This is a genomic window from Modicisalibacter sp. (assembly GCF_055145905.1).
In genome coordinates, this window is the sequence record NZ_JBSREH010000002.1 from 149,616 (window position 1) to 174,184 (window position 24,569).

At 65.0% G+C, this 24,569-nt stretch carries 24 protein-coding genes; 18 read left to right on the top strand and 6 right to left on the bottom strand.

Annotated features, from left to right (window positions below; translation table 11 throughout):
• The first annotated feature begins 108 nt into the window (after positions 1 to 108).
• From miaB to ACTCB7_RS02595, 4 genes are all read left to right on the top strand, one after another.
• Positions 109 to 1,458, top strand: coding sequence for a tRNA (N6-isopentenyl adenosine(37)-C2)-methylthiotransferase MiaB (gene miaB, locus ACTCB7_RS02580; RefSeq protein WP_224414695.1), 1,350 nt, complete (start codon positions 109 to 111; stop codon positions 1,456 to 1,458).
• A gap of 227 nt (positions 1,459 to 1,685) precedes the next feature.
• Positions 1,686 to 2,774 (top strand): PhoH family protein, encoded by a 1,089-nt coding sequence (locus ACTCB7_RS02585; protein ID WP_463005451.1) that lies wholly within the window; start codon positions 1,686 to 1,688, stop codon positions 2,772 to 2,774.
• The gene (gene ybeY / locus ACTCB7_RS02590) at positions 2,771 to 3,304 is read left to right on the top strand and encodes an rRNA maturation RNase YbeY (protein ID WP_163650467.1); all 534 of its coding nucleotides are present in this window, start codon (positions 2,771 to 2,773) and stop codon (positions 3,302 to 3,304) included. Before ACTCB7_RS02585 ends, ybeY begins: the two co-directional genes overlap by 4 nt.
• Entirely contained in the window at positions 3,301 to 4,182 is an 882-nt protein-coding gene (locus tag ACTCB7_RS02595) for an HlyC/CorC family transporter (RefSeq protein WP_463005452.1), read from the top strand. Before ybeY ends, ACTCB7_RS02595 begins: the two co-directional genes overlap by 4 nt.
• Before the next feature lie 140 nt (positions 4,183 to 4,322).
• Here ACTCB7_RS02595 and cadR read toward each other — a convergent pair whose 3' ends face one another.
• Positions 4,323 to 4,730, bottom strand: a complete 408-nt coding sequence (gene cadR, locus ACTCB7_RS02600; protein ID WP_004364961.1) for a Cd(II)/Pb(II)-responsive transcriptional regulator — start codon at positions 4,728 to 4,730, stop codon at positions 4,323 to 4,325.
• A gap of 95 nt (positions 4,731 to 4,825) precedes the next feature.
• Here cadR and ACTCB7_RS02605 point away from each other — a divergent pair, with 95 nt between their 5' ends.
• The 4 genes from ACTCB7_RS02605 (at position 4,826) to lnt (ending at position 9,113) form a co-directional block, all read left to right on the top strand.
• Positions 4,826 to 5,722 (top strand): cation efflux transmembrane domain-containing protein, encoded by an 897-nt coding sequence (locus tag ACTCB7_RS02605; RefSeq protein WP_432415673.1) that lies wholly within the window; start codon positions 4,826 to 4,828, stop codon positions 5,720 to 5,722.
• A 3-nt stretch (positions 5,723 to 5,725) separates the two neighbouring features.
• Positions 5,726 to 6,238: a signal peptidase II gene (gene lspA / locus ACTCB7_RS02610; RefSeq protein ID WP_004863699.1), complete on the top strand. Its 513-nt coding sequence runs from the start codon at positions 5,726 to 5,728 to the stop codon at positions 6,236 to 6,238.
• Positions 6,239 to 6,259: 21 nt separating this feature from the next.
• Positions 6,260 to 7,549 carry an ISL3-like element ISPpu12 family transposase gene (locus ACTCB7_RS02615; RefSeq protein ID WP_004574636.1) on the top strand — a complete coding sequence of 430 codons (1,290 nt, stop codon included), beginning with the start codon at positions 6,260 to 6,262 and terminating at the stop codon, positions 7,547 to 7,549.
• 79 nt (positions 7,550 to 7,628) lie between these two features.
• Positions 7,629 to 9,113 carry an apolipoprotein N-acyltransferase gene (gene lnt / locus ACTCB7_RS02620; protein WP_463005453.1) on the top strand — a complete coding sequence of 495 codons (1,485 nt, stop codon included), beginning with the start codon at positions 7,629 to 7,631 and terminating at the stop codon, positions 9,111 to 9,113.
• 18 nt (positions 9,114 to 9,131) lie between these two features.
• Here lnt and ACTCB7_RS02625 read toward each other — a convergent pair whose 3' ends face one another.
• Positions 9,132 to 9,665 carry a zinc ribbon-containing protein gene (locus ACTCB7_RS02625; RefSeq protein WP_224414691.1) on the bottom strand — a complete coding sequence of 178 codons (534 nt, stop codon included), beginning with the start codon at positions 9,663 to 9,665 and terminating at the stop codon, positions 9,132 to 9,134.
• Positions 9,666 to 9,921: 256 nt separating this feature from the next.
• On the opposite strand from ACTCB7_RS02625, the gene leuS reads away from it, so the two are divergent.
• The 10 genes from leuS (at position 9,922) to ACTCB7_RS02675 (ending at position 21,723) form a co-directional block, all read left to right on the top strand.
• Positions 9,922 to 12,504, top strand: a complete 2,583-nt coding sequence (gene leuS / locus ACTCB7_RS02630) for a leucine--tRNA ligase (protein ID WP_463005454.1) — start codon at positions 9,922 to 9,924, stop codon at positions 12,502 to 12,504.
• Positions 12,505 to 12,531: 27 nt separating this feature from the next.
• Positions 12,532 to 13,038, top strand: coding sequence for an LPS-assembly lipoprotein LptE (locus ACTCB7_RS02635; protein WP_463005455.1), 507 nt, complete (start codon positions 12,532 to 12,534; stop codon positions 13,036 to 13,038).
• Positions 13,035 to 14,093: a DNA polymerase III subunit delta gene (gene holA, locus ACTCB7_RS02640; protein ID WP_224414689.1), complete on the top strand. Its 1,059-nt coding sequence runs from the start codon at positions 13,035 to 13,037 to the stop codon at positions 14,091 to 14,093. The genes ACTCB7_RS02635 and holA overlap by 4 nt, the downstream gene beginning before the upstream one ends.
• Positions 14,094 to 14,193: 100 nt before the next feature.
• A complete protein-coding gene (gene nhaC / locus ACTCB7_RS02645; protein WP_463005456.1) occupies positions 14,194 to 15,600 on the top strand; it encodes a Na+/H+ antiporter NhaC in 1,407 nt (468 codons plus the stop codon).
• A 342-nt stretch (positions 15,601 to 15,942) separates the two neighbouring features.
• Complete coding sequence (locus tag ACTCB7_RS02650; protein ID WP_163650475.1) at positions 15,943 to 16,608, top strand: ABC transporter permease; 666 nt, start codon at positions 15,943 to 15,945, stop codon at positions 16,606 to 16,608.
• 32 nt (positions 16,609 to 16,640) lie between these two features.
• Positions 16,641 to 17,807, top strand: a complete 1,167-nt coding sequence (locus tag ACTCB7_RS02655; protein WP_463005457.1) for an ABC transporter ATP-binding protein — start codon at positions 16,641 to 16,643, stop codon at positions 17,805 to 17,807.
• Positions 17,808 to 17,811: 4 nt separating this feature from the next.
• Complete coding sequence (locus ACTCB7_RS02660; protein ID WP_463005458.1) at positions 17,812 to 18,543, top strand: ABC transporter permease; 732 nt, start codon at positions 17,812 to 17,814, stop codon at positions 18,541 to 18,543.
• A gap of 53 nt (positions 18,544 to 18,596) precedes the next feature.
• Positions 18,597 to 19,484 carry a glycine betaine ABC transporter substrate-binding protein gene (locus tag ACTCB7_RS02665; protein ID WP_463005514.1) on the top strand — a complete coding sequence of 296 codons (888 nt, stop codon included), beginning with the start codon at positions 18,597 to 18,599 and terminating at the stop codon, positions 19,482 to 19,484.
• Between the two features lie 69 nt (positions 19,485 to 19,553).
• Positions 19,554 to 20,396, top strand: coding sequence for a nitrilase-related carbon-nitrogen hydrolase (locus ACTCB7_RS02670; RefSeq protein WP_463005459.1), 843 nt, complete (start codon positions 19,554 to 19,556; stop codon positions 20,394 to 20,396).
• 25 nt (positions 20,397 to 20,421) lie between these two features.
• Positions 20,422 to 21,723, top strand: coding sequence for an MmgE/PrpD family protein (locus ACTCB7_RS02675; protein WP_463005460.1), 1,302 nt, complete (start codon positions 20,422 to 20,424; stop codon positions 21,721 to 21,723).
• Between the two features lie 30 nt (positions 21,724 to 21,753).
• Here ACTCB7_RS02675 and ACTCB7_RS02680 read toward each other — a convergent pair whose 3' ends face one another.
• The 4 genes from ACTCB7_RS02680 to ACTCB7_RS02695 form a co-directional block, all read right to left on the bottom strand.
• Positions 21,754 to 22,356, bottom strand: coding sequence for a Yip1 family protein (locus ACTCB7_RS02680; RefSeq protein WP_463005461.1), 603 nt, complete (start codon positions 22,354 to 22,356; stop codon positions 21,754 to 21,756).
• Positions 22,357 to 22,767: 411 nt separating this feature from the next.
• Positions 22,768 to 23,244, bottom strand: a complete 477-nt coding sequence (locus ACTCB7_RS02685) for a YbhB/YbcL family Raf kinase inhibitor-like protein (protein WP_163650482.1) — start codon at positions 23,242 to 23,244, stop codon at positions 22,768 to 22,770.
• 243 nt (positions 23,245 to 23,487) lie between these two features.
• Positions 23,488 to 24,009 (bottom strand): hypothetical protein, encoded by a 522-nt coding sequence (locus tag ACTCB7_RS02690; RefSeq protein ID WP_463005462.1) that lies wholly within the window; start codon positions 24,007 to 24,009, stop codon positions 23,488 to 23,490.
• Positions 24,010 to 24,105: 96 nt separating this feature from the next.
• Positions 24,106 to 24,441, bottom strand: a complete 336-nt coding sequence (locus ACTCB7_RS02695; RefSeq protein WP_163648894.1) for a hypothetical protein — start codon at positions 24,439 to 24,441, stop codon at positions 24,106 to 24,108.
• Positions 24,442 to 24,569: the final 128 nt, after the last annotated feature.

The window sequence follows — 24,569 nt, forward strand, 5'->3', positions numbered from 1 at the left end:
TCAGCCCCGGGGTCCGTATAATCGCCGCATTCCGATCCCGGCCGACCCGGCCGCTGCACTCACCCCCATTTCACGGACATGTCGGGCGCCCGGCGCCGACGCGACTCTATGGCGAAGAAACTCTTCATCAAGACTCATGGCTGCCAGATGAACGAGTACGATTCCGCACGCATGGCGGATCTGCTCGGCGAATCGCACCAGATGGAGCTGACCGACGACGAGCAGGAGGCCGACGTCATCCTGCTCAACACCTGCTCGATCCGCGAGAAGGCCCAGGAAAAGGTCTTTCACCAGCTGGGCCGCTGGAAGAAGCTCAAGGAGCGCAACCCCGACCTGGTGATCGGCGTCGGCGGCTGCGTGGCCAGCCAGGAAGGCGAGAACCTGCGCAAGCGCGCGCCCTATGTCGACATGGTGTTCGGCCCGCAGACCCTGCACCGCATCCCCAACATGCTCGAGCAGCGCGGCAAGAGCGCCGAGCCGATCTCGGTGGTCGATGTGACGTTCCCCGAGATCGAGAAGTTCGACCACCTGCCCAAGCCCAGCTCCGACGGCGCCACCGCCTTCGTCTCGATCATGGAAGGCTGCTCGAAGTACTGCACCTTCTGCGTGGTGCCCTACACCCGCGGCGAGGAAGTCTCGCGCCCCTTTGAAGCGGTCATGGACGAGGTCATCCACCTCGCCGAACAGGGCGTGCGCGAGATCAACCTGCTTGGCCAGAACGTCAACGCCTACCGTGGCCGCAACAGCCTCGGCGACGAGATCGACCTCGCCGAGCTGATTGCCTGCGTGGCCGCCGTGGACGGCATCGACCGCATCCGCTTCACCACCTCGCACCCGGTGGAGTTCTCCGACAGCCTGATCGAGGCCTACGGCGAGATCCCCGAGCTGGTCAGCCACCTGCACCTGCCGGTCCAGGCCGGGTCGGACCGCATCCTCGCGGCGATGAAGCGCGGACACACCGTCGAGGAGTACGTCGCCAAGCTCGAGCGCATCCGCGAACTGCGCCCCGACATCAGCTTCTCGTCGGACTTCATCATCGGCTTCCCCGGCGAGACCGAGGCCGACTTCGCGGCGACCATGGACCTGATCGGTCGCATCGGCTTCGACGTCTCGTTCAGCTTCGTGTACTCGGCGCGCCCCGGCACCCCCGCGGCACAGCTCAAGGACAACACCCCCGAGGCGGTCAAGAAGCAGCGCCTGGCGATCCTCCAGGAGCGCATCAACCAGAACGCCATGCAGATCAGCCGGCGCATGGTCGGCACCACCCAGCGCATCCTGGTCACCGGCTTCTCGCCGAAGGACCCGGGCCAGCTCTCCGGGCGTACCGAGAACAACCGCGTGGTCAACTTCCGCGCGCCAAACCCCACCGAGCTGATCGGCGCCTTCGTCGATGTGGAGATCACCGAGGCCCTGCCCAACTCGCTGCGCGGCGAACTGGCCTCGCCGGAATGTTTCTGACCCCTCTCTCTTCGGACGGGGGCGATGCATGATCTCGCGAGCTCAGGACAGACAAGGCGAAACCGTGAAAAGACGCGCAGTTTAGCTCGCTGAATAAACAGTCTGATCACGGTTTCAACGCCGCATGACTGACGCGCAGCAGATCATGGCCGTCCACGCACATTGCCCCGGCCCGCTCCGGGGCAGTAAGCTGATCCCCTCATCCATCACGCACGGATTCCCTGTTCTTGAGCCAACAAAGCACTCCGGCAAATCGCGTCATCACCCTGACCCTGGAACCCAACGACCCGATGCGGCTGGCCAACCTCTGCGGCGAGCGCGATGAGCATCTCAAGCTGGTCGAATCGCGGCTCGGGGTCACGTTGCGCAATCGCGGCAACACCTTCCAGCTCGCCGGGCCCGGCCCGCGGGTCAAGGCTGCCGCCAACGTCGTCGAGCACCTCTACCGGGAAACCGAGGCCAGCCAGCTCGAGCCCGACACCGTGCACCTGTTCCTGCAGGAGTCGGGGGTCGAGGCACTAGAGGAAGAGGAAGGCGGCGATGACGGCGCCGAGGTGGTGATCCGCACGCCCCGCAGCCTGATCAAGCCACGCGGCCTGAATCAGCAGAGCTACGTCGCCAGCATCCGCAAGCACGACATCAACTTCGGCATCGGCCCGGCGGGCACCGGCAAGACCTACCTGGCCGTGGCCGCCGCCGTCGAGGCGCTCAACCAGCAGGAAGTCCGTCGCATCCTGCTGGTCCGCCCCGCCGTCGAGGCCGGCGAGAAGCTCGGCTTTTTGCCCGGCGACCTGGCGCAGAAGATCGACCCCTACCTGCGCCCGCTGTATGACGCCCTCTACGAGATGATCGGCTTCGAGCAGGTCGCCAAGCTCATCGAGCGCCAGGTGATCGAGATCGCGCCGCTGGCCTACATGCGCGGCCGGACCCTCAACAACGCCTTCATCATCCTCGACGAGAGCCAGAACACCACCCGCGAGCAGATGAAGATGTTCCTGACCCGCATCGGCTTCGGCTCCACGGCGGTGATCACCGGCGACATCACCCAGGTCGACCTGCCCCGCGGCCAGAAGTCCGGGCTGATCCATGTCACCCGGATCCTGCAGGATGTGTCCGGCATCGGCATGACCCACTTCGACGCCAAGGACGTGGTACGCCACCCGCTGGTGCAGCGCATCATCGAGGCCTACGACGTCTTCGAGGCCGAGCAGGAGGCCGAGGAGCGCGCCCGGCGCGAGGCCCGCGAACAGGCGCGCCAGGAGGCCCGGGACAGCGAGGCCGCTGCAGGCGGCAGCACCGCGGGAGGCGACGCATGAGCCGCCTGCCGCCGCCGGTCATCGACCGGCAGGTGGCGGTCCGCGCCGACGGCCTGCCCGAGGCGGATCAGCTGCAGGCCTGGACCGCCGCGGCGCTCGCGCACCATCGCCGCCACCACGACCTTGACGCACCCCACGAGCCGCCGGAATTGACCGTGCGCTTCGTCGAGGAGGCCGAGAGCCAGGCCCTCAACCGCGACTATCGCGGCAAGGATCGCCCGACCAACGTGCTGTCGTTCCCCTTCGAGGCCCCTGCCGGCCTCGACCTGCCGCTGCTCGGCGACCTGGTGATCTGCCACGACGTGGTCGAGCGCGAGGCCCGCGACCAGGGCAAGGCGCTCGAGCACCATTACGCGCACATGGTGGTGCACGGCACCTTGCATTTGCTCGGCCACGATCATATAGATGAAGCCGAGGCGGAGGAGATGGAGGCGCTCGAGCGCCGCATCCTCGCCGACTTCGCGATTCCCGACCCCTACGCGCTCGACGCCGACGAGTGCCGCAGCGAGGACACGAGACCCGACGCATGAGCGAAGACCGATCGAGCAGCCAGGGCGGCAAGTCCTGGCTCGAGAAGTTGTTCAGCGCCTTTTCCAGCGATGCCGACGAGCCCAGTTCCCGCGACGAACTGCTGGTGTTTCTCCGTGAGGCCGCCGCCCGCCTGCGCCTCGACCAGGATGCCCTGACGATCATCGAGGGCGCCTTCCAGATCAGCGACCAGCAGACCCGGGAAGTGATGATCCCGCGCTCTCAGGTCACCGCCATCGGCATCGACCAGCCCCCGGAAGACTACCTGCCGGTGATCTTCGAGACCGGCCACTCCCGCTACCCGGTGGTCGGCGAGAACCTCGACGAGGTGCTCGGCATCCTGCTGGTCAAGGACCTGCTGCCGCTGCTGCAGGTCAACGACAGCGAGCGCATGCGCCTGGCCCTGCGCGAGGTGCTGCGCCCGGCGATGTTCATCCCCGAGTCCAAGCGCCTCAACAGCCTGCTCAAGGAATTCCGCGACACCCACAACCACATGGCGGTGGTGGTGGACGAGTACGGCGGCACCGCGGGCATCATCACCATCGAGGACATCCTCGAGCAGATCGTCGGCGACATCGAGGACGAGCACGACACCGACGAGGAAGACGACATCCGCGACATGGGTGACGGCTCCTTCGCGATTCGCGCCCTGACGCCCATCGACGACTTCAACGACCGCTTCGACACCAGCCTCTCCGACGACGAGTTCGACACCGTCGGCGGCCTGGTGATGCAGTGCTTCGGCTACCTGCCGCGGCGCGGCGAGCATGCCGACCTGGGCGGCTGGCGGTTCACCGTGCTGGGTGCCGACAACCGGCGGATTCGCCTGCTGCAGGCCGAACCGCTCGCCCTGCTCGCCGACGAGCCGCTCGAGGACTGAGCCGGCACGGTTCGAGTTCGCCGCCGGGTCTGGTATAAGGGGCAGCGTCCCGAGGGTAAGCGGATTAAATGGTTGATCTTACCTTTGCATGAGAGTGAGACAGACCGGCATCTCATCGGATTATCTGGTTGATGCTTCACCTACTGCTGGTGCATGTTTCCTTCGCTAATTCCAGCAAGAACCCCACACGCCTCAACTTCCCGGTCATCGTTGCAACTCGCTCTCAGTGAAACGAGTTGTTTCTCAAGCGCTTGCAGAGCGGTTATCTGCGACCGCACATGAGAGATGTGATCATCGAGCAAGGCGTTGACGGCGGTACAAGGCTGATGAGGGTCGTCCTGATAGCTCTGTAGTTCGTGAATCTCAGCCAGTGACAGGCCCAGGATTCTGCAGCGACGGATGAAGGCCAGCCCCTCACCATGCTTCTCGGTATAGACACGGTAACCGTTGTCCTGCCGATCAGGCGGCGGCAACAAGCCCTGCTGTTCATAGAAGCGGATCGTCTGTGTTTCGACCCCTACCAACTGCGCCAACTGACCAATGCGCATCAGCCTCCTCCCCAACGGATTCTTTACTCTATTGACCTTATAGTAGCTTTATAGTTTTAAATGGTACCACAACATTGTTCAAGTGGAGTCGTATCATGAGCAAATCCTGTGGTGGCGCCTGTGGCGGTGATGCAACGTCCGCAGCGGATACCGATATACAGGCCTCCTCCGAGGCGCCAGGGAGATGGGTCAGTGTTTATGCCGTGCCGAAGATGGACTGTCCATCAGAAGAACGAATGATTCGCCTAGCCCTGAACGGCTTTGAGGAGATTCGGGCGCTGTCCTTCGACTTGTCGAACCGCCGGCTGAAGGTCGTGCATGACGGCGAGGTCGAGCCCGTCACCTCGAAACTGAAGACCTTGGGGCTAGGCGCCTCGCTTCAGGAAACCGTCGCTGCAAATCCGGAGACCATCAAGGCCGCCGAGTTTTCGGCAGCTTCTGCTAAGCAAGAATCCGGGACCCTGCGCTGGTTGCTCGGCATCAATGCACTTCTGTTCGTGGTGGAAATGACTGCCGGTCTGATCGCCCAGTCCACCGGCCTGATTGGAGAATCCCTGGACAATTTTGCCGATGCGGCGGTGTACGGGCTTGCCCTTTATGCGGTTGGACATAGCGTGAAAATGCAGGTACGTGCCGCGCATCTTGCTGGTGTACTGCAACTGATCTTGGCTGTGGGCGCGCTCGTAGAGGTGGTGAGACGCTTTGTATTCGGTAGTGAGCCTGAATCGCTGGTGATGATGGCTATCGCATTCGTCGCATTGATTGCCAATACCAGTTGTCTGCTGCTCATATCCAAACATCGGGAAGGCGGGGCGCACATGAAGGCAAGCTGGATATTCTCGGCCAACGACGTGGTGATCAACCTGGGGGTCATCACCGCCGGCACCCTGGTCGCGTGGACCGGTTCCAATTATCCGGATCTGATTATCGGCACCATCGCGGGGGGCATTGTACTTAACGGTGCCAGACGCATTTTGGCGTTGAAGGGTTAAATAATGCTCATTATTGGCAAAAAGCTCTCGCCGTATGCCCTATTGTCCATATCGGGCCTGCTGGCAGCGTCTGATCAGGCTGTAAAGTGGCTGGTGCAGCAATCAATGGCCTATGGCGAGTATGTTTCGGTGACCCCGTTCTTTAACTGGGTGCACCTATGGAACACCGGTGCCGCATTCAGTCTTTTTGCGAATGGTGGAGGCTGGCAGCGCTACTTTTTTATCGGAATCGCGGTAGTGGTCTCGATTTTTCTGATCAAGCTGATCCTTGAAAATCGTCATAAAGGAGAAGCCATCGCTTACAGTCTTATCCTCGGTGGCGCCATGGGCAACCTGATTGACCGGGTCTTTCGCGGCTATGTTGTGGATTCCTTTGATTTCTATTGGCGAGACTGGCATTGGCCGGCCTTCAACCTGGCTGATATTGCAATTGTCCTCGGTGCCTTACTTTTCGTTTCCAGCAGCTTGTTGGGTAAAAAAGCAAACACCAATGCCGAGCCGGATGGATCTGACTGACACCTACGCCTATACAACACCATGACCGAACTTCCCGACAACATCCTTCACCTGCCGCAATACCAAGTACTGGGCTGCAAATCAACCGACGACGAAATGCACTTCCAGGTGGACGTGCCCGATCCCATCGCCTGCGAGGAATGCGGCGTGCAGGGTGAGTTCGTACGGTTCGGCAAGCGTGACGTTCCCTATCGTGATCTGCCTATCCACGGCAAGCGGGTCACTCTCTGGGTGGTCCGCCGCCGATACACCTGCCGGGCCTGCAAGACAACATTCAGGCCCCAGCTACCGGAGATGGTGGACGGATTCCGTATGACACTGCGGCTGCATGAGTACGTGGAGAAGGAATCCTTCAACCACCCCTACACCTTTGTGGCGGCACAGACCGGCCTGGACGAGAAGACGGTGCGCGACATCTTCAACGCCCGCGCCGAATTCCTGGGGCGCTGGCACCGCTTCGAGACGCCCCGCATCCTGGGCATTGACGAGCTATACCTGAACAAGCGCTACCGCTGCATTCTGACCAACATTGAGGAGCGAACCCTGCTCGACCTGCTGGCCACCCGCCGCCAGGACGTGGTGACCAACTACCTGATGAAGCTGAAAGACCGGCAGAAGGTCGAGATCGTCAGCATGGACATGTGGAACCCCTACCGGGCAGCGGTCAAGGCTGTGCTGCCCCAGGCCCGTATCGTGGTCGATAAGTTCCATGTGGTGCGCATGGCCAACGATGCCCTAGAGAGAGTGCGCAAGGGCCTCAGAAAGGAGCTGAAACCGTCCCAGAGCCGGACTCTCAAGGGAGACCGGAAAATCCTGCTGAAACGCGCTCACGAAGTCTCAGACCGGGAGCGCCTCATCATGGAGACCTGGACAGGCGCGTTCCCGCAACTGCTGGCCGCCTACGAGCACAAGGAGCGCTTCTACGGCATCTGGGACGCCACCACACGGCTCCAGGCAGAAGCCGCCCTGGACGAGTGGATAGCCACCATCCCGAAGGGCCAAAAGGAAGTCTGGAGCGATCTGGTCAGGGCAGTGGGAAACTGGCGCGAAGAGACCATGACCTACTTCGAGACGGACATGCCCGTCACCAACGCTTACACGGAGTCCATCAACCGACTGGCCAAGGACAAGAACCGTGAAGGGCGCGGTTACTCCTTCGAGGTGATGCGGGCACGAATGCTCTACACCACGAAGCACAAGAAGAAGGCACCGACTGCGAAGGTCTCTCCTTTCTACAAGAAAACCATCGGTTACGGACTGCCGGACTTCGCAGAGGAACTCAACTACGGAGTCGATCTATCAACCATCTGAGGGTGGTATCAGATTGATGGGGTGAAGGTGCCCCATCAACCATTAAATCCGTATACCCCGTCCCGACAAGGAGTGCCCCATGCCAACCCGACAACGCCCGTGGCTGGGCCATCTCGCCGCCCTGCTGGCCGGCGTGCTCAGCACCCTCACCTTCGCGCCCTTTCACCTCTGGTGGCTCGGCCCCGTCGCCGTCGGCCTGGTCTATGTCGGCTTTCACGACCTGACGCCCCGCCAGGCCGCGCTGCGCGGCTGGTGCTACGGGTTCGCCCTGTTCGCCTCGGGCACCTCGTGGATCTACGTGTCGATCCATGACTACGGCTACACCGGCGTGGCGCTGGCCGTGTTCCTCACCGCGCTGTTCGCCGTGACCCTGGCGCTGTTCTACGCCGTCCCCTTCTGGCTCTACCGTCACGTGACCGGACGCCGCCTGGCCTGCCTGAGCTTCGCCGGGCTGTGGGTCGCCAGCGAGGTGCTGCGCACCTACCTGTTCACCGGCTTTCCCTGGCTGCTGCTGGGCAGCGCCCACGTCGACTCGCCGCTGGCCCCGCTGGCTCCGGTCGGCGGCGTCTTCCTGCTGTCGCTGATCACCGCCCTGACCGGCACCCTCGGCGTGGAGCTGCTGCGCCGGCGCTGGTGGACGCTGGCCCCGCTCGCCGCCCTGTGGGGCCTGCCGCTGTTGCTGCCCACGCAGTGGACGACGAGCTCCGGCCAGCCGGTGACGGTCGCCCTGCTGCAGGGCGACCTGCCCCAGCTGATGAAGTGGAGCGCCGAGGGGCAGCGCAACGCCGCCAACACCTACGCGCGGCTGACCCGGGCGGTGGCCGACGACGCCGAGCTGATCGTCTGGCCGGAAACCGCCCTGCCGATGTTCGAGCGTCAGGCCCGCCCCTTCCTCGAGCGCCTGCAGGCGACGCTGCCCCCGGACAGTGCCCTGCTCACCGGTATCGTCGAGCGCGACGACGGCGGCTACTACAACGCGGTGATCGGGCTGGGCAACACGCAGGGCGGCTATCGCAAGGAGCACCTGGTGCCGTTCGGCGAGTACCTGCCGCTGGAAGGGCTGCTGCGCGGCATCATCGCCTTCTTCGACCTGCCCATGTCGGACTTCTCGGCCGGCGCCGGCGACCAGCCGCCCCTGCACGCCGCCGGGCTCGCCATCGGCACGGCGATCTGCTACGAGATCATCTACCCGGACCTGGTCGCCAGCCGCGCCCGCGACGCCGACGTGCTGCTCACGGTGTCCAACGACACCTGGTTCGGCGGCTCGATCGGGCCGCTCCAGCACGTGCAGATGGCGCGCCTGCGGGCGCTGGAGAACGGCCGCTACGTGCTGCGCGCCACCAGCAACGGCGTGACCGCGATCATCGACCCCGAGGGCCGGATCGTGAAACGCGCGCCGCAGTTCGAGACCGCCACGGTCACCGGCACGGTTCAGGGAATGCAGGGCGAGACGCCGTTCACCCGCACCGGCAGCTGGCCCGCCTGGCTGCTGGCCGGTCTGCTGTGGCTGCCCGGGCTCAGGCGCCCGGGGCGCCGGCGCACCGCTGCCGCCCGCCCCTCGTGACGGGCGGCCTCCGCGGCGTCAGGAAGCCGCGGGGGGCGTCTCGTCGCTGGGCGAACGCATGAAGTAGCGGTGCCCGCAGGCGTGACAGGGCTCCAGGCGGGTCACCGACTCCAGCACCACCGTCTCGCCGCAGTGCACGCAGGCCATGCGCCCGGGCGCGGCCAGTTCCCCCGCGACGTAATCGGCCCGGGCCGCCTCGAGATCGTCCTCGAAGCGTTCGCGTTCCACCACGCTGCGATCGGCGATGGAGAACAGCGCATCGGTCACCTTGCGTGACAGCACGTCCAGATCGATCCCCAGCCAGCTGGCCACACCGGCACCGCCGGCCGCCAGATAGCGGCGCAGGTCCTTGAGGTCGCGCTCCACCCAGGCACGCAGCAGGGCCATCTCGTTCTTGGTGAATGTCTCGACCTCGGCCTCGAACTCCACCGCCTCGTCGAGCTCCTTCTGCAGCGTGTCCCAGGACAGGTCATCGGCGCCGTCGCGCAACCGCTCGAGCACACGCTCGTAGGCGGCATTCAGGCGGCGGTCGTGCTGCTGGTCGTCACTCATAGTGCTGTTTCTCCTCGCTGGGTATCGACGCCGGGGCGAGGCGGCAGCCGGCGGGCCTCGCCCGGCCGGCCCCTACCTGCCACGTCACGTCTAGGGTATCCTTGGGCCACCACGACGATTTTCACACCTGCCCCTGTACCTTTCCAATACAGTGTACGGCAGGGTGTTGTCTCCGGCACGCGTCACGCTCCCCGGCCGGGTCGAGCCGAGCGCGCCGATGAACCGAAGCCCCAACGCAAGGTGCACCGCGCAGACGATGGACACTCAGTATCAGCCTCACGCCACCGAGTCAGCCGCCCAGCAGTACTGGGAAAAGAATGAATGCTTCAAGGCCGTGGAAGACGCCAACCGCGAGAAATTCTACTGCCTGTCGATGTTCCCCTATCCCAGCGGCAAGCTGCACATGGGGCATGTGCGCAACTACACCATCGGTGACGTGGTCTCGCGCTACCAGCGCATGCAGGGCAGGAACGTCCTGCAGCCCATGGGCTGGGACGCCTTCGGCATGCCGGCGGAAAATGCCGCCATCAAGAACCGCGTGCCGCCGGGCGACTGGACCTACCAGAACATCGACTACATGCGCAGCCAGCTCAAGGCACTGGGCTTCGCCTATGACTGGAGCCGCGAGTTCGCCACCTGCGACGTCGACTACTACCGCTGGGAGCAGTGGTTCTTCACCAAGCTGGTGGAGAAGGGCCTGGTCTACAAGAAGATGTCCACCGTCAACTGGGACCCGGTCGACAACACCGTGCTGGCCAACGAGCAGGTGATCGACGGTCGCGGCTGGCGCAGCGGTGCCCTTGTCGAGCGCAAGGAGATCCCGCTGTGGTTCCTCAAGATCACCGACTACGCCGAGGAGCTGCTGGCCGATCTCGAACACGTCGACTGGCCCGACCAGGTCAAGACCATGCAGCGCAACTGGATCGGCAAGTCGCGCGGCGTGGAGCTGACCTTCGACGTGGCCGGTCGTGACGCGCCGCTGGAGGTCTACACCACGCGCCCCGACACCCTGATGGGCGTGACCTACGTGGCCGTCGCCGCCGGTCACCCGCTGGCCCGCCAGGCCGCCGAGGGCGATCCTGACATGACCGCCTTCCTCGAGGAGTGTGCCCGCGGCGGCACCTCCGAAGCCGACCTGGCGACCATGGAAAAGCGTGGTCGCGACACCGGCTTCAAGGCGGTCCACCCGCTGACCGGCCGCGAAGTGCCCGTCTATGTCGCCAATTTCGTGCTCATGGAGTACGGCACCGGCGCCGTGATGGCGGTGCCTGGCCACGACCAGCGCGACTGGGAGTTCGCCACCAAGTACGGCCTGCCCATCGAAGCGGTGATCGCCGATGCCGACGGCAACGCGCCGGACCTTTCCGTCGCGGCCTATACCGAACACGGCCGGCTGATCAACTCCGGCGAGTTCGACGGACTCGACTTCGACGCCGCCTTCCAGGCGATCGCCGACCGGCTCCAGGCCGAGGGCCGTGGCGAGGTCAGGACCAACTTCCGCCTGCGCGACTGGGGCGTGGCCCGCCAGCGCTACTGGGGCGCGCCGATTCCCGTCAAGTACGGCCCCGAGGGCGAGACCGTGCCGCTCACCGACGACGAGCTGCCGGTCGCCCTGCCCATGGAAGTGGAGGTCGACGCCACCGGCTCGCCGCTCAAGAAAATGCCCGCCTTCTATGACCTGGGCGACGGCTGGACCCGCGAGACCGACACCTTCGACACTTTCATGGAGTCGAGCTGGTACTATGCGCGCTTCGCCTGCGCCGACAACCCCGAGGCCATGCTCGACGAGCGCGCCGACTACTGGCTGCCGGTGGATCTCTACATCGGCGGCATCGAGCACGCCATCCTGCACCTGCTCTATGCGCGCTTCTTCCACAAGCTGATGCGCGACTTCGGCCTGGTCAACAGTGACGAGCCCTTCCAGCGCCTGCTCACCCAGGGCATGGTGATCGCCGAGACCTTCTATCGCGAGCTGCCGGACGGCGGCAAGGACTGGTTCAACCCCGCCGATGTCGACGTCCAGCGCGACGACAAGGGCCGCCCGGTCAGCGCCGTCTACCGTGGCGACGGCCAGCCGGTGGCGATGGGCGGCATCGAGAAGATGTCCAAGTCGAAGAACAACGGCGTCGACCCGCAGGCGATGATCGACCGCTTCGGGGCCGACACCGTGCGGCTGTTCATGATGTTCGCCGCGCCCCCCGAGCAGTCGCTGGAGTGGTCCGACGCCGGCGTCGAGGGCGCCCACCGCTTCCTCAAGCGCCTGTGGAAGCTGGTCGCCGACCACGTCAACGCCGGCACCCCGGCGGCACTCGACGTCGCCGCGCTCGACGACGCCCAGAAGGCGCTGCGTCGCAAGACCCACGAGACCATCGCCAAGGCCAGCGACGACATCGGCCGGCGCACCACCTTCAACACCGCCATCGCCGCGGTGATGGAGCTGACCAACGCGCTGGGCCGCTTCCAGAACGAGAACGCTGCCGACAGCCCGCAGGGCCTGGCTGTGACCCGCGAGGCCGTGGAAGCCTGCGTGCTGCTGCTCGCCCCGATCACCCCGCACGCCTGCCATGCGCTCTGGGAGGCGCTGGGTCATGACGAGCCGGCGATCGACGCCCGCTGGCCCGCCGTCGACGAGAGCGCCCTGGTCAAGGACAGCGTCGAGCTGGCCGTGCAGGTCAACGGCAAGCTGCGCGCGCGCATCGAGGTCGCCCCGGACGCCGCAAGGGACGCCGTCGAGGCCGAGGCCATGGCCAGCGAGAACGTCCAGCGCCATATCGAGGGCAAGACGGTGCGCAAGGTGATCGTCGTCCCCGGCAAGCTGGTCAATATCGTCGCCAACTGACAAGCCCACGGTCGCTAGGAGGCCCGGATGAAGCGTCGCACCTTCCTGAATCGCGCCCTGCATACCAGCGTGGCGCTGGTGGCGGCCGGTGCACTGGCCGGCTGCGGCTTCCAGCTGCGCGGGCAGGGGCGCAACCTGGCCGGGCTCGACAGCCTGGCCCTGGACGCCCCGCCGGGCCCGCTGGCCGACGCCGTACGCCAGGCGCTCGAGGGCGCGGGCGTGGCGGTGCACGCGCAGGCGCCGTGGCGTCTCAACCTGGGCGCGGAGCAACTCGACGAGATCAACCTGACGGCCAACAATGCCGGCAGCCGGACGGTCGAGCTGCAGCTCGGCGTGCCCTTCTCGGTCCAGCGCCAGCGCGACGACGCCTATCGCATCGAGCGCCAGACCCTGAGAGTGTCGACCACCTACGAGGCGGGCACCAGCGACCTGCTGGCGCGCGATGATCGCCGCGAGCAGGCCGTGCAGTCGCTGCGCCAGGAAGCGGCACGCCGCCTGATCGATCGCCTGCAGAGCCTCGCCGACGCGCCATGAAGGTCTTTCCCGACAAGCTGCCCGAGGCGCTGGCCAAGCGTCTGCCCCCGGTGATCATCGTCGCCGGTGACGAGCCATTGCTGCACCGCGATGCCTGCGACACGGTGCGCCGGGTCGCCCGCGAGCAGGGCATCGAGGAGCGCGAGGTTCTGCACGTCGAGAACGGCTTCCAGTGGGGGCGGCTTACCGAATCCGCCGCCAGCCTGTCGCTGTTCGCCACCAGCAAGCTGATCGAGTTGCGTCTGGGCGACCAGGCGCCCGGCCAGGAAGGTGGCAAGACGCTGGAGGCCTATGCCGCCCAGGCCAAGGGCAGCGACAATATCCTGCTGGTCACCGCGGGCCGGCTCGACCGGCGCCAGCAACAAAGCAAGTGGTTCAAGGCGCTCGATGCGCTGGGGCTGTTCGTGCCGGTATGGCCGGTGGACCACTCGCGCCTGGGCTTCTGGCTGCGCGATCGCGCCACCCTGCACGGCCTGCAGCTCGACATGGACGCCGCCCGGCTGCTCGGCGAACGCACCGAAGGCAACCTGCTGGCCGCCGATCAGGAACTACAGAAGCTCGCGCTGCTGTACCCGCCCGGCGCCCGACTGGATGCCGGCGCCATCGCCGGCGGTGTCGAGGACAATGCCCGTTACGACGTCTTCACGCTGACCGACGCCTGCCTGCGTGGCGAACGCGAACGCGCGGTGCGCATCGTCGCCGGCCTGCGCGGCGAGGGCATCGAGGCGCCTGTAGTACTGTGGGCGCTGACTCGCGAGATGCGCACCCTGCTCTCCCTGCAACAGCATCTCGACCAGGGCCAGAGCCTCGAGCATGCCTGCAAGGCCCAGCGGCCGATGATTCCCGAGAAGCGCCGTCCCAACTACCAGCAGGCGCTGCAACGCCTGCCCCATCGCCGGTTACACAAACTGCTGCTGTTCGCCCAGCGCATCGACCAGGCGATCAAGGGCGGTCTGCCGCTGCCCGTCTGGGACGCGCTCAATGACCTCGCCCTGACTCTCGCCGGGGGGCGCGGTCTACTCGCCGAACTGCCCCAGGCTTATCGCCGTGCCTGACCCACGTTCCTGAACCGAACACGCCTTCGGCGTTACCCCTGCCCGCCGGACCTCGTGCCCGGCGGGCTTTCCACTTTCACCATTGCCCTGAACCCTGTCCATGTCCGAATCCCGACGAACCGCTCCCTTTCTTGCCGCCCTACTGCCCTTCGCCGTGATGATCGTCACGATGATGACGACGATCCTCATCTTCGACGGCAGCCCCCATCTTCCCCTGCTCATCGGCGCCGTGGTCGCCGGGCTGGTCGCCTGGCATTACGGTCACACCTGGAAGCACATCGAAGGCTACATCTACGAGGGCATCACCAAGGTCCTGCCGGCGGTGGTGATCCTGATGCTGGTGGGGCTGCTGATCAGCGCCTGGGTCGCCGGCGGCGTGGTCGGCACCATGGTCTACTACGGTCTGGAGTACCTCTCCCCGGGGGCCTTCCTGCCCACGCTGATGCTGCTGTGCGCCATCAGCACGCTGATGATGGGCAGCTCCTGGTCGACCATCGGCACCCTGGGCGTGGCCGGCATGGCCGCCGGCACCAGCATGGGCCTGTCGCCGGCGGCGCTGGCCGGGGCCATCGTCTCGGGGGCGTTCTTCGGCGACAAGATGTCGCCGCTGTCCGATACCACCATCCTCGCCTCGGGCATCGCCGGCACGGATATCTTCGCCCACATCCGCCACATGCTGTACACCACGGTGCCCGGGCTGATCATCGCCCTGGTGGTGTTCACGGCCATGGCCGGCGGCCATCAGGGCGCCGAGCTCGACCAGGCCATCGCCGCCGTGATCGGCAACCTGCAGGCCGACAGCGTGATCTCGCCCTGGCTGTTCCTGATTCCACTGGCGGTTCCGGCACTGGCGCTCGCCCGCGTACCGGCCGTCCCCACCCTGATCGTCGGCATCGTGCTGGGCAGCCTGGCCTATCTGTTCGTGCAGGGCGGCGACGTAGCCTCGCTGTTCCACCTGCTGCAGAGCGGCTATGTGGCCCACACCGGCAATGCCGGCGTCGACAAGCTGCTCAGCCAGGGGGGGCTGGATGCGATGATGTACACCATCTCGCTGGCGATCATCGCCATGATCTTCGGCGGCATCATGGAACGCACCGGCATGCTCAATGCCCTGGTCGGCGGCGTCGTCGCGATGGCCAGAAGCGGTCGTGCCCTGTGCGCGGTCACCGTCGGCTCCTCCTTCCTGACCAACGTGGTCACCGCCGAGCAGTACATCTCGATCATCATTCCGGGCCGGCTGTATGCCGGGGCCTTCCGTGACAAGGGGCTGCACCCCAAGAACCTGTCCCGCGCGCTGGAGGACGGCGGTACCGTCACCTCGGCGCTGGTGCCGTGGAGCACCGATGCGATCTTCGTCTACAGCGCCCTCGGTGTCAGTGCCTGGAGCTATGCCCCCTACGCGGTGCTCAACTACAGCGTGCCGCTGATCTCCATCGCCATGGCGCTGGCCGGCTTTGCCATCGTGTCCAGCCGCTCCTCGGAAGCCACATCACCGCAGGCCGATTGACCTCCCCTCCGCCCCCGTGCCGACACGGGGGCGTTTCACCGACTTCCCTGCCTGTTTTCACGCTTTCTCGCCCAGCCAGGCGCTTCAGGCCGGCCGTTCCGACCTCGACGCTTTCTTTATCCCGCCCGCATCGCGCCCCACGACGGCGAATCACGATCATCAATAATCTGAATTTTGATTACTCATCCATTGACAGAAAAAATTGCTATACCCCTCTGTTAAGCTAACGCGGTTTCGACGCAAAGCCGGGTTATTATCCCTGCTGGACGCTTTTCGGCAGCGTCGGCGATCTGCGTCGACGCCGACCATCCATGACGTCCACGCGAATGGAGGAGACATCGCTTGGAACTGTTTCGCTACGTTCTCGACAACGCCGGGCTGCTGGGGCAACTGACCCTGGAGCACATCAGCCTGGTCGGCGTTGCCGTGGGAATCGCCACCCTGACCGGGGTGCCCATCGGCATCGCCATCACCAAGAACGAACGCCTGGCCAGGGGCGTGCTGTATCTGGCCTCGATCATCGTCACGATCCCCTCGATCGCGCTGTTCGGGGTCATGATTCCGCTGCTGTCGATCTTCGGTTACGGCATCGGCTACGTGCCGGCGGTGATCGCCGTGCTGCTCTACTCGCAGCTGCCGATCATTCGCAATACCTACACCGCGATCAACAACGTCAATCCCGCGCTGCGCGAGGCCGCCCGCGGCATCGGCATGAGCCAGAACCAGCGGCTGCGCATGGTGGAAATTCCGCTGGCGGTACCGGTAATCATGGCCGGCGTGCGCACCGCCGTGGTGCTGAACATCGGCGTGATGGCCATCGCCGCCTACATCGGCGCCGGCGGCCTGGGCACGCTGATCAGCCGCGGTATCTCGCAGTCCGATCCGCGCCAGCTGATCGTCGGCGCGGTGGCCGTGAGCCTGCTGGCCATCATCGTCGACTACGCCCTGCTGGCGCTGCAGAAGCGCCTCACGCCGCGTGGCATGGAGCGTGACGTCGCCGCCGCCTGAATGCGCCAACCCGATTTCGACAAGGTTTTTCCATGATACGACTCGACAACCTGACCAAGGTCTTCGATACCCCCAAGGGGGCCGTCGTCGCCGCCGACCACATCAACATGGAAGTGCCTCGGGGCGAGATCTGCATCCTTCTCGGCCCCTCCGGCTGCGGCAAGACCACCACCCTGAAGATGATCAACCGCATCGTCCGGGCGACCTCGGGCAAGGTGTTTCTCGATGGCGAGGACACCACCGGCATGAACACCCAGGACCTGCGCCGCAACATCGGCTACGTGATCCAGCAGATCGGCCTGTTCCCCAACATGACCATCGAGGAGAACATCACGGTGGTGCCGCGCCTGCTGGGCTGGGACCGCGCCGCCTACAAGAAGCGGGCCCGCGAGCTGATGGACATGATCGCCATGGACGCCGAGGCCTTCCTCAAGCGCTACCCCAGCGAGCTGTCCGGCGGCCAGCAGCAGCGCATCGGCGTGGCCCGGGCGCTGGCCGCAGATCCGCCGGTGATGCTGATGGACGAGCCGTTCGGCGCCATCGACCCGATCAACCGGGCGGTGATCCAGGACGAGTTCCTGAAGATGCAGGCCGAACTCAAGAAGACCATCCTGTTCGTCAGCCACGACATCGACGAGGCGATCAAGATGGGCGATCGCATCGCCATCTTCCGCGAGGGCAAGCTGGTCCAGTACTCCGCGCCCGACGACCTGCTCTCCGCGCCGCGCAACGGCTTCGTCGAGTCGTTCCTCGGCGAGGACCGCGCGCTCAAGCGCCTCAACCTGGTCAAGGTGCGCGAGGTGTTCTCCGACGAGATGGGCGCGGTCAAGCCGGACGACACCCTGGAGACGGCCCTGGCCCGCATCGACGACTTCGGCTACCAGAACGCGATCCTGATGGTCAACGACCACGGCGAGCCCGCCGGCATGATCACCCGCTCGGTCGCCCGCACCACCCGCGGCTACTGCCGTGACCATTACCAGACCGCCCCGCCGGTGGCCCAGCTCGACGACGACCTGCGCAAGGTCGCCTCGCTGATGTTCGCCAACGACACCACCTGGCTGCCCTGCGTCGACGCGCAAGGCCGGGTCTGTGGGCACATCACCCAGCGTGCGATGACCCACCACCTGGGCTCCCGCTACCGCTCGCGGCCGGAGGACAGCGCCCCCTTGCGTTCGCAACCCGAGACCAAGGAGTAACGGCATGCCGATTCGCTCGCTGAAAAGCGCCGGGCGCTGGCTACTCGCCATCCTGCTCTTCGCGGCCGGGGTCTGGGCCCAGCGCAGTGGCGTCATCGAGGATTTCATCTACTATCTGCCCGACGTGCGCTATCTGGCGGTCCAGCACCTGTTCCTGACCGCGGTGTCGGGCAGCCTGGCCATCGTCATCGCCGTGCCGCTGGGCATCGTGCTCTCGCGGCCGAGCATGGCGCGCTTCGCCGAGTCGCTGATGCAGGTCCTCAACGTCGGCACCACCATCCCCACCCTGGCGGTGCTGGCGCTGTCGATGAGCTTCCTGGGCATCGGCACGACGCCGGCCATCTTCGGGCTGACCGTGGCGACCCTGCTGCCGATCACCCGCAACACCTATGTCGGCCTGAAGGGCGTGTCGCCGGCGCTGATGGAAGCCGCGGCCGGGCTCGGCATGTCGCCGGCGCAGCGGCTGTTCCGGGTCGAGCTGCCCAACGCCCTGTACGTGATCTTCGCCGGCATCCGCACCGCGCTGGCCATCAACGTGGGTACCGTGCCGCTGGCCTTTTTGATCGGCGCCGGCGGGCTGGGGGAACTGATCTTCACCGGCATCGACCTCTACGACACGGTGATGATGCTGGCCGGGGCCATCCCCACCGCGCTGCTCGCGGTGATCGTGGACGCGCTGGTCGCCGTCGTCGCCTTCCTCGTCGTGCCGCGCGGCGTCAACCCGTCACGAGCCTGAACGGCTCGAACACTGCAAGTCACACAACAAGTGCAAGGAGAAACAAGCCCATGATGCGCACACTGACCGCCACCCTCGCCGGCCTGGCCCTGAGCGCCGGCATCGCTGCCACCGCCCAGGCCGAGGAAATCGTCGTCGGCGGCAAGAACTTCACCGAGCAGCAGATTCTCACCAGCATGACCACCCAGTACCTCGAGGGGCTGGGCTACGACGTCGACAAGCGCGCCGGCATGGGCTCCGCGGTACTCCGCCAGGCCCAGGAAAACGGCCAGATCGACCTCTACTGGGAGTACACCGGTACCTCGCTGATCAACTACAACGACAAGTCCGCCAAGGGCCTCTCCGCCGAGGAGACCTACCAGAAGGTCAAGGAGCTCGACGCCAAGAAGGGGCTGGTGTGGCTCGAGCCGTCGAACGCCAACAACACCTACGCCCTGGCCATGCGCGAGAAGGATGCCGAGAAGCGCGGCATCGCCACCATCTCCGACCTGGCCAAGGCCATCAACGATGGCGAGAAGCTGACCTTCGCCTCCAACGCTGAGTTCTACGCTCGCGAGGACGGCCTGCGCCCGCTGCAGAAGGCCTACGGCTTCCGGTTCGGACGCCCCAACGTCAAGCGCATGGACTCCGGCCTGACCTATCCGGCCCTGCGTGACGGCCAGGTCGACGTCTCGCTGGTCTTCGCCACCGACGGCCGCATCCCGGCCTTCAACTTCCGGGTACTGGAAGACGACAAGAACTTCTTTCCGGCCTACTCGCTGACCCCGGTGGTGCGCAAGGAAACGCTCGAGGCCAACCCCAAGCTCGACGAGCAGATGGCCAGGCTCTCCACCCTGCTCGACGACGACACCATGGCCTCGCTGAACGCCCGCGTCGACGTCAAGAAGCAGAGCATCGAGAACGTCGCCCAGGACTTCCTCGAGACGCACGATCTGCTGTAAAACACGTCCGGCAGCAACCGCATGGCCGCCTCCGGGCGGCCATGCGCCTTTTCGGACACAGGAGATCGCATGCACTATCAGGACACGCTCAAGGTCGGCGCGGCGCAGATCAACACCGAACTCGGCGACGTCGACGCCAACCTGGCCCACCATCACGAGCTCATCGCCCAGGCGCACCGCCAGGGGCTGGAGCTGCTGGTCTTTCCCGAGCTCTCGCTGACCGGCTACGGCCTGGGCCCGCGAGTGCTCGAGGTGGCGTTCCCCCGGGAGGACCCGCGACTCGCCCGCCTCGCCGAGGCCGCCAGCGAGATGCAGGTCATCGTCGGCTTCGTCGAGGAGGCCAGCCCCGGCGAATACTACAACGCCCTGGCGATCCTCCAGCACGGCCGCGTCACCGCGGTGCATCGCAAGCTGAACCTGCCCACCTACGGCGGGCTGGAAGAAGGCAAGTGGTTCGCCCACGGCGAATCGCTGACCCACACCACGATTCGCCCCGGCTGGACCGCCACGCCACTGATCTGCGCCGACCTGTGGAACCCGGCACTGGTCCACGCCGCCCTGCTGGCCCGCCCCACGGTGCTCTGCGCGCCGATCAACTCCGCCTCGGGCATCGTCAGCGAGTCCTTCTCCAACGAGGACAACTGGGTGCTCAACGTGCGCTTCTACGCCATGACCTACGGCACGCCGGTGATCATGGCCAACCGCTACGGTGCGGAAGGCGACAGCCATTTCTGGGGCGGCTCGCGCATCCTGGGGCCCCGCGGCGACCTGCTGGCCGCCGCCGACGCGGGCGAGCAGCTGATCGTCGCCGAGATTTCACGCACCGCCATCGCCCGCGCGCGCTTCGAACTGCCCACGCTGCGCGATGCCGACACGCCGCTGGTCCGTCAACTGATGGACGGCTACCGCTGACCCGCGATTCGGGATACTGCCCACCATGACCACCGCCACGCCGCTCGACTGGATTCACGCCTTCGACCCGGAAACCCTGCCCGACACGCATTACGCCCAGGCCCGGCGCTGCCTGCTGGACCTGCTCGGCGTCGCCGCCGGCGCCACGCGCACGCCGCTGGCCACCCTCGCCGAACGCTTCGTCACCACGCAGCACGGCGGCGAGCGACCGCTGCTGTTCGCCGGGGGGCGGGCCTCGCCGACGGGGGTGGCGCTCCACGGCGGCTGGCTGATCGACGCGCTGGATGCCCACGACGGCCAGGTGCTCACCAAGGGCCATGCCGGGGTCGCCCTGCTGCCAGGCCTGCTGGCCCTGCCCGAGGTGGAATCGCTCAGTGGCAGGGCACTGCTGGGCTGGCTGGCCCTGGGCTACGAGGTGGCCACCCGCGCCGGCATCGCCCTGCACGCCACGGCGGGTGACTACCACACCTCCGGCGCCTGGAACGCCCTGGGGGTCGCCGCGGTGGCCTCGCGCCTGCTGGGGCAGGATCGCGCCACGCTCGGCGAGGCGCTGGGCATCGCCGAGTTCTACGGCCCGCGCAGCCAGATGATGCGCTGCATCGATCACCCCACCATGCTCAAGGATGGCTCCGGCTGGGGGGCGATGACCGGCATCACCGCCGCCCTGCTCGCCGGGGACGGCTTCACCGGGGCGCCGGCGGTGACCCTTCAGGAAGACGATGTCGCGTCATTCTGGAATGACCTCGGCCGGCGCTGGTACCTGTTCGAGCAGTACGTCAAGGCCTACCCGGTGTGTCGCTGGGCGCAACCGGCCGTAGAGGCCGTGCTCGGCCTGGGCACCGTCGAGCCTTCCGCCATCGAGCGCCTCGAGATTCGCACCTTTCACGAGGCGCGGCGGCTGCATACGCCCCATCCGGCCAACACCGAACAGGCCCAGTACAGCCTGCCCTGGTCGGTGGCCTGCGCCGCTTGCTTCGGCACCGTGGATGTACACGGCATCACCGCGGCGCTCGAGTCGCCGCGCGTCCACGACCTGGCGTCGCGGGTACATATCGAGGAATGCGACACCTTCAACGCCCGCTTCCCGGCCGAACGCTGGGCCAGCGCGCGTCTGCATCTGAGCGACGGGCGGGTTCTCGAGAGCGAGCCGTGCGAGGCCCGGGGCAACCCCACCAACCCACTCGACGAGGCGGAACTCACCGCCAAGTTTCATGCACTCGCCGATCCGGTGCTCGGCGAGCGGCGGGCGCGAACTCTTCACGAGACGGTCGCTACGCTGGAATCACGCCCCGCCTCGGACCTGCTGGCCCTGCTGGGCGCGCCCTGACTTTCGATCAGGACGCGCCCAGGGGGTGGGTCAGAGCTGGATACCCAGCAGCTGGGCGCCGTAGCCCCACAGCAGCACGGTGACCCCCAGCAGCGCCTCCAGCACCAGCACCCCGATGCCCAGCGTGGAGCCGGTGACGATGAAGCCTTCCTCGTTGCTGATGTCGAGGAAGGTGGGGATGCCGACGTAGAGCAGGTAGGCGCTGTAGCAGAGCCCGACGATCACGGCGAGCGCGCACAGCCAGACCAGCGGATAGAGAGCCACCACGCCGCCAAGGAACATCGGCGTGGCGACATAGCCGGCGAAGATAATGCAGCGCCGGCGGCTCGGCCGATTGGGATAGCGCCGCGCCAGCCAGTGGATGACCGCCCCCATAAAGCCCACGGCGATGAGTATCGCCAGATAGAAGGCAATCCCCGCGGAAAAGGCATCCAGGTAGTTGAGCTGGATGGTGTGGCCACCGCCGAAGTCCCAGCCCACCTGGGTGGTGCCTATGAACGCGCAGATCACGGGAACCAGCGCCATGATCAGCACATGGTGCCCGTAGAGATGGGTGATGGTCTCGCGTTCGTCGTGAATCTGCCGCCACTCGCGGCTGGGATGGGACAGCAGTCCCCACACATGAGTGAGCATGCCACACCTCCTCGATTGCCATTGAACGCTCCATCGCTGGAGCCTCATATTCAGCGTAGTCGACGCCCCCCCGTCCTTTGCCAGTATAGTCAGCCTTTTGCACCGCAAGAGGGGTGGCAAACGCCCGCTCGACGCCGCCAGCGGGCAGGGAACCCGGGGGGTCATTACAGTACCGGCGAGGCGCCATTCGGGGCCACAAAACGAAACACGGCGCCTTCCGAGGGAAGGCGCCGTGTTCATGTCTCAGCGGCATGCAAACCGCACAGGGGTCAGGCTTTGCCTGAAAAGTCGGCGAGCGAAGGCCAGACAAGGCAAAAATCAGCGAAAAAGCGGAGTTTACGAGTGTAAATGAGCACTTTGAGCTGATTTTTAACGCCGTATGGCCGAGCGCAGACAGTTTTCAGGTAAAGACTAGTCGCGACGGTACGTACCGACCAACCGACTCATGCCGAGAATATGCGGCTCCAGCTTGGCGAGCAGCTCCGGCTGCGTCAGCCCCTCGGGCAGCTCAGTGAGGGTATCCAGCGCCAGCACCCAGAAATAGTACTGGTGCATCCCGTGGCCTTCCGGCGGCATGGGGCCGCCGTAGCCGATGGCGCCGCCATCGTTGACACCCGCGGTACCCAGCGTCGTGCCCTCCTCCAGTGAGGTGACGTCCGCCGGCAGGTTGTAGAGCAGCCAGTGCACATAGCCATAGCTGCCATCCTTGACCAGCGGCGCATCCGGGTCGTGGCAGATCACCGCAAAGCCCTGGGTACCCGCCGGCGCGTCCTTCCAGCTCAGGGCCGGGGACAGATCCTCGCCCTCCGCCGAATGGCGCCTGGGCATCGCCCCGTTCGGCGCAAAGGCGGGGCTTTCGACGTGCATGCTGGACGGTGCAAAGGGCATAGGAGCCTCCCATGGAATGTGGTGAAACGGTTAACCGAGTGACGACATTGCGTCGGCTTGTCTCTGGAAGATGGTGGCAGGAGTGGTGGATTCAACCCGTCGAGCGGACAGTTGGCGAGGATCAGCACTATATGCGGAGGCACCGACCCTTCTATGTATAACGCCAGCCATAAGAGGCGCCCTGACAAGGGCCTCCGGCGGAGGGCCATCGGCCCGGAGCAACCTTAATGGCCTTATTAGATTTTAGGCTGAACACAAGATTGGCCAGCCGAATTTCGTCCGCCATACCTGCTCGCCTAGCTTGAGGATGAACGAACCTGAAACTTCATCGACTATTGAAAGATTCCGCAGTTCCAAATAATGGAATTTCCACGTGAATTGGTGGAGTTGCGGATATCTAGCCAAAGCCAGTCCTGCTGTCCCAGGATCAGCAAACGTATGCTCGCGGGCACGAGCCCTGAGCGATGAAGCTAAACCAGAATAAACATGCTGTAGATTCCAGTAGACGGGCCTCTGCGCTTCGTACCTTGCTGCTCTTTTCGATATGTCGTAATTCTTCACAGGAACTTCGACACCGTCTTTTAAGCGATTATAGGTTTCTTGCCAGAGCGAACACTTGACGAGCACTTCCAGTGGCGCATCGGTAGACAACGAATACCACCCTGGCTCTGTCGGGATATCTGCTTCCACCATCCACTGAGAGCTGGTGAAGTCGACCAAAACTTGCTTGTATGGTCCATCTAGATAATTCAGCAATCGTTCCATATCAAATCTAACGCCAGCAATAAACGGCGCCCTGACAAGGGCGCCCGGTGGAGGCCCATCGGGCCAGAACGAATTTAATCGCCTTGTTAAAGTAGTTCACGGTTTGCCCTGAATTTTAGACCACACTGCTGGCCCAAAAACGAACGCCAATGCAATGGTTACCATTGCGTGTACGATATGGCTCTGCGCGACAATTCCCAGCGCAATTAGAATGACAGCAAGGAACTGACTAACCATGAGCAAGATGACCAACCCACCAAGAGTTGGAAATAGATTTGGGTAGGTTTTATGGAGCCACATTCCTAGGCCGCCAATACCGAACAGAATCACCACCCCGAATAGTACGCTTGGATCACCGCCAACTCCGCCCCGCGCGTATGCATTACCGCTGAAGCCAACGACAAGAAGACCCAAAATGTTCGCCAAGTACATACTCAACGCCCCTGAGACTTTAACAGGTATTAGATAGCACGCTCGCTTTACCAATTGAATGAGCAGGCGCGTTCAACAATCTTATCTAGCCAACCTTCTTGCTCATAAGTTTTTGATTTTAAGAAACA

What these genes read in the sequence shown, in the direction of transcription:
- miaB (WP_224414695.1), top strand. Translation starts at nt 109, where the DNA reads ATGGCGAAGAAACTCTTCATCAAGACTCATGGCTGCCAGATGAACGAG.
- ybeY (WP_163650467.1), top strand. Translation starts at nt 2,771, where the DNA reads ATGAGCCGCCTGCCGCCGCCGGTCATCGACCGGCAGGTGGCGGTCCGC.
- ACTCB7_RS02595 (WP_463005452.1), top strand. Translation starts at nt 3,301, where the DNA reads ATGAGCGAAGACCGATCGAGCAGCCAGGGCGGCAAGTCCTGGCTCGAG.
- cadR (WP_004364961.1), bottom strand. Translation starts at nt 4,730, where the DNA reads ATGCGCATTGGTCAGTTGGCGCAGTTGGTAGGGGTCGAAACACAGACG.
- ACTCB7_RS02605 (WP_432415673.1), top strand. Translation starts at nt 4,826, where the DNA reads ATGAGCAAATCCTGTGGTGGCGCCTGTGGCGGTGATGCAACGTCCGCA.
- lspA (WP_004863699.1), top strand. Translation starts at nt 5,726, where the DNA reads ATGCTCATTATTGGCAAAAAGCTCTCGCCGTATGCCCTATTGTCCATA.
- ACTCB7_RS02615 (WP_004574636.1), top strand. Translation starts at nt 6,260, where the DNA reads ATGACCGAACTTCCCGACAACATCCTTCACCTGCCGCAATACCAAGTA.
- lnt (WP_463005453.1), top strand. Translation starts at nt 7,629, where the DNA reads ATGCCAACCCGACAACGCCCGTGGCTGGGCCATCTCGCCGCCCTGCTG.
- ACTCB7_RS02625 (WP_224414691.1), bottom strand. Translation starts at nt 9,665, where the DNA reads ATGAGTGACGACCAGCAGCACGACCGCCGCCTGAATGCCGCCTACGAG.
- leuS (WP_463005454.1), top strand. Translation starts at nt 9,922, where the DNA reads ATGGACACTCAGTATCAGCCTCACGCCACCGAGTCAGCCGCCCAGCAG.
- ACTCB7_RS02635 (WP_463005455.1), top strand. Translation starts at nt 12,532, where the DNA reads ATGAAGCGTCGCACCTTCCTGAATCGCGCCCTGCATACCAGCGTGGCG.
- holA (WP_224414689.1), top strand. Translation starts at nt 13,035, where the DNA reads ATGAAGGTCTTTCCCGACAAGCTGCCCGAGGCGCTGGCCAAGCGTCTG.
- nhaC (WP_463005456.1), top strand. Translation starts at nt 14,194, where the DNA reads ATGTCCGAATCCCGACGAACCGCTCCCTTTCTTGCCGCCCTACTGCCC.
- ACTCB7_RS02655 (WP_463005457.1), top strand. Translation starts at nt 16,641, where the DNA reads ATGATACGACTCGACAACCTGACCAAGGTCTTCGATACCCCCAAGGGG.
- ACTCB7_RS02660 (WP_463005458.1), top strand. Translation starts at nt 17,812, where the DNA reads ATGCCGATTCGCTCGCTGAAAAGCGCCGGGCGCTGGCTACTCGCCATC.
- ACTCB7_RS02665 (WP_463005514.1), top strand. Translation starts at nt 18,597, where the DNA reads ATGCGCACACTGACCGCCACCCTCGCCGGCCTGGCCCTGAGCGCCGGC.
- ACTCB7_RS02670 (WP_463005459.1), top strand. Translation starts at nt 19,554, where the DNA reads ATGCACTATCAGGACACGCTCAAGGTCGGCGCGGCGCAGATCAACACC.
- ACTCB7_RS02675 (WP_463005460.1), top strand. Translation starts at nt 20,422, where the DNA reads ATGACCACCGCCACGCCGCTCGACTGGATTCACGCCTTCGACCCGGAA.
- ACTCB7_RS02680 (WP_463005461.1), bottom strand. Translation starts at nt 22,356, where the DNA reads ATGCTCACTCATGTGTGGGGACTGCTGTCCCATCCCAGCCGCGAGTGG.
- ACTCB7_RS02685 (WP_163650482.1), bottom strand. Translation starts at nt 23,244, where the DNA reads ATGCCCTTTGCACCGTCCAGCATGCACGTCGAAAGCCCCGCCTTTGCG.
- ACTCB7_RS02690 (WP_463005462.1), bottom strand. Translation starts at nt 24,009, where the DNA reads ATGGAACGATTGCTGAATTATCTAGATGGACCATACAAGCAAGTTTTG.
- ACTCB7_RS02695 (WP_163648894.1), bottom strand. Translation starts at nt 24,441, where the DNA reads ATGTACTTGGCGAACATTTTGGGTCTTCTTGTCGTTGGCTTCAGCGGT.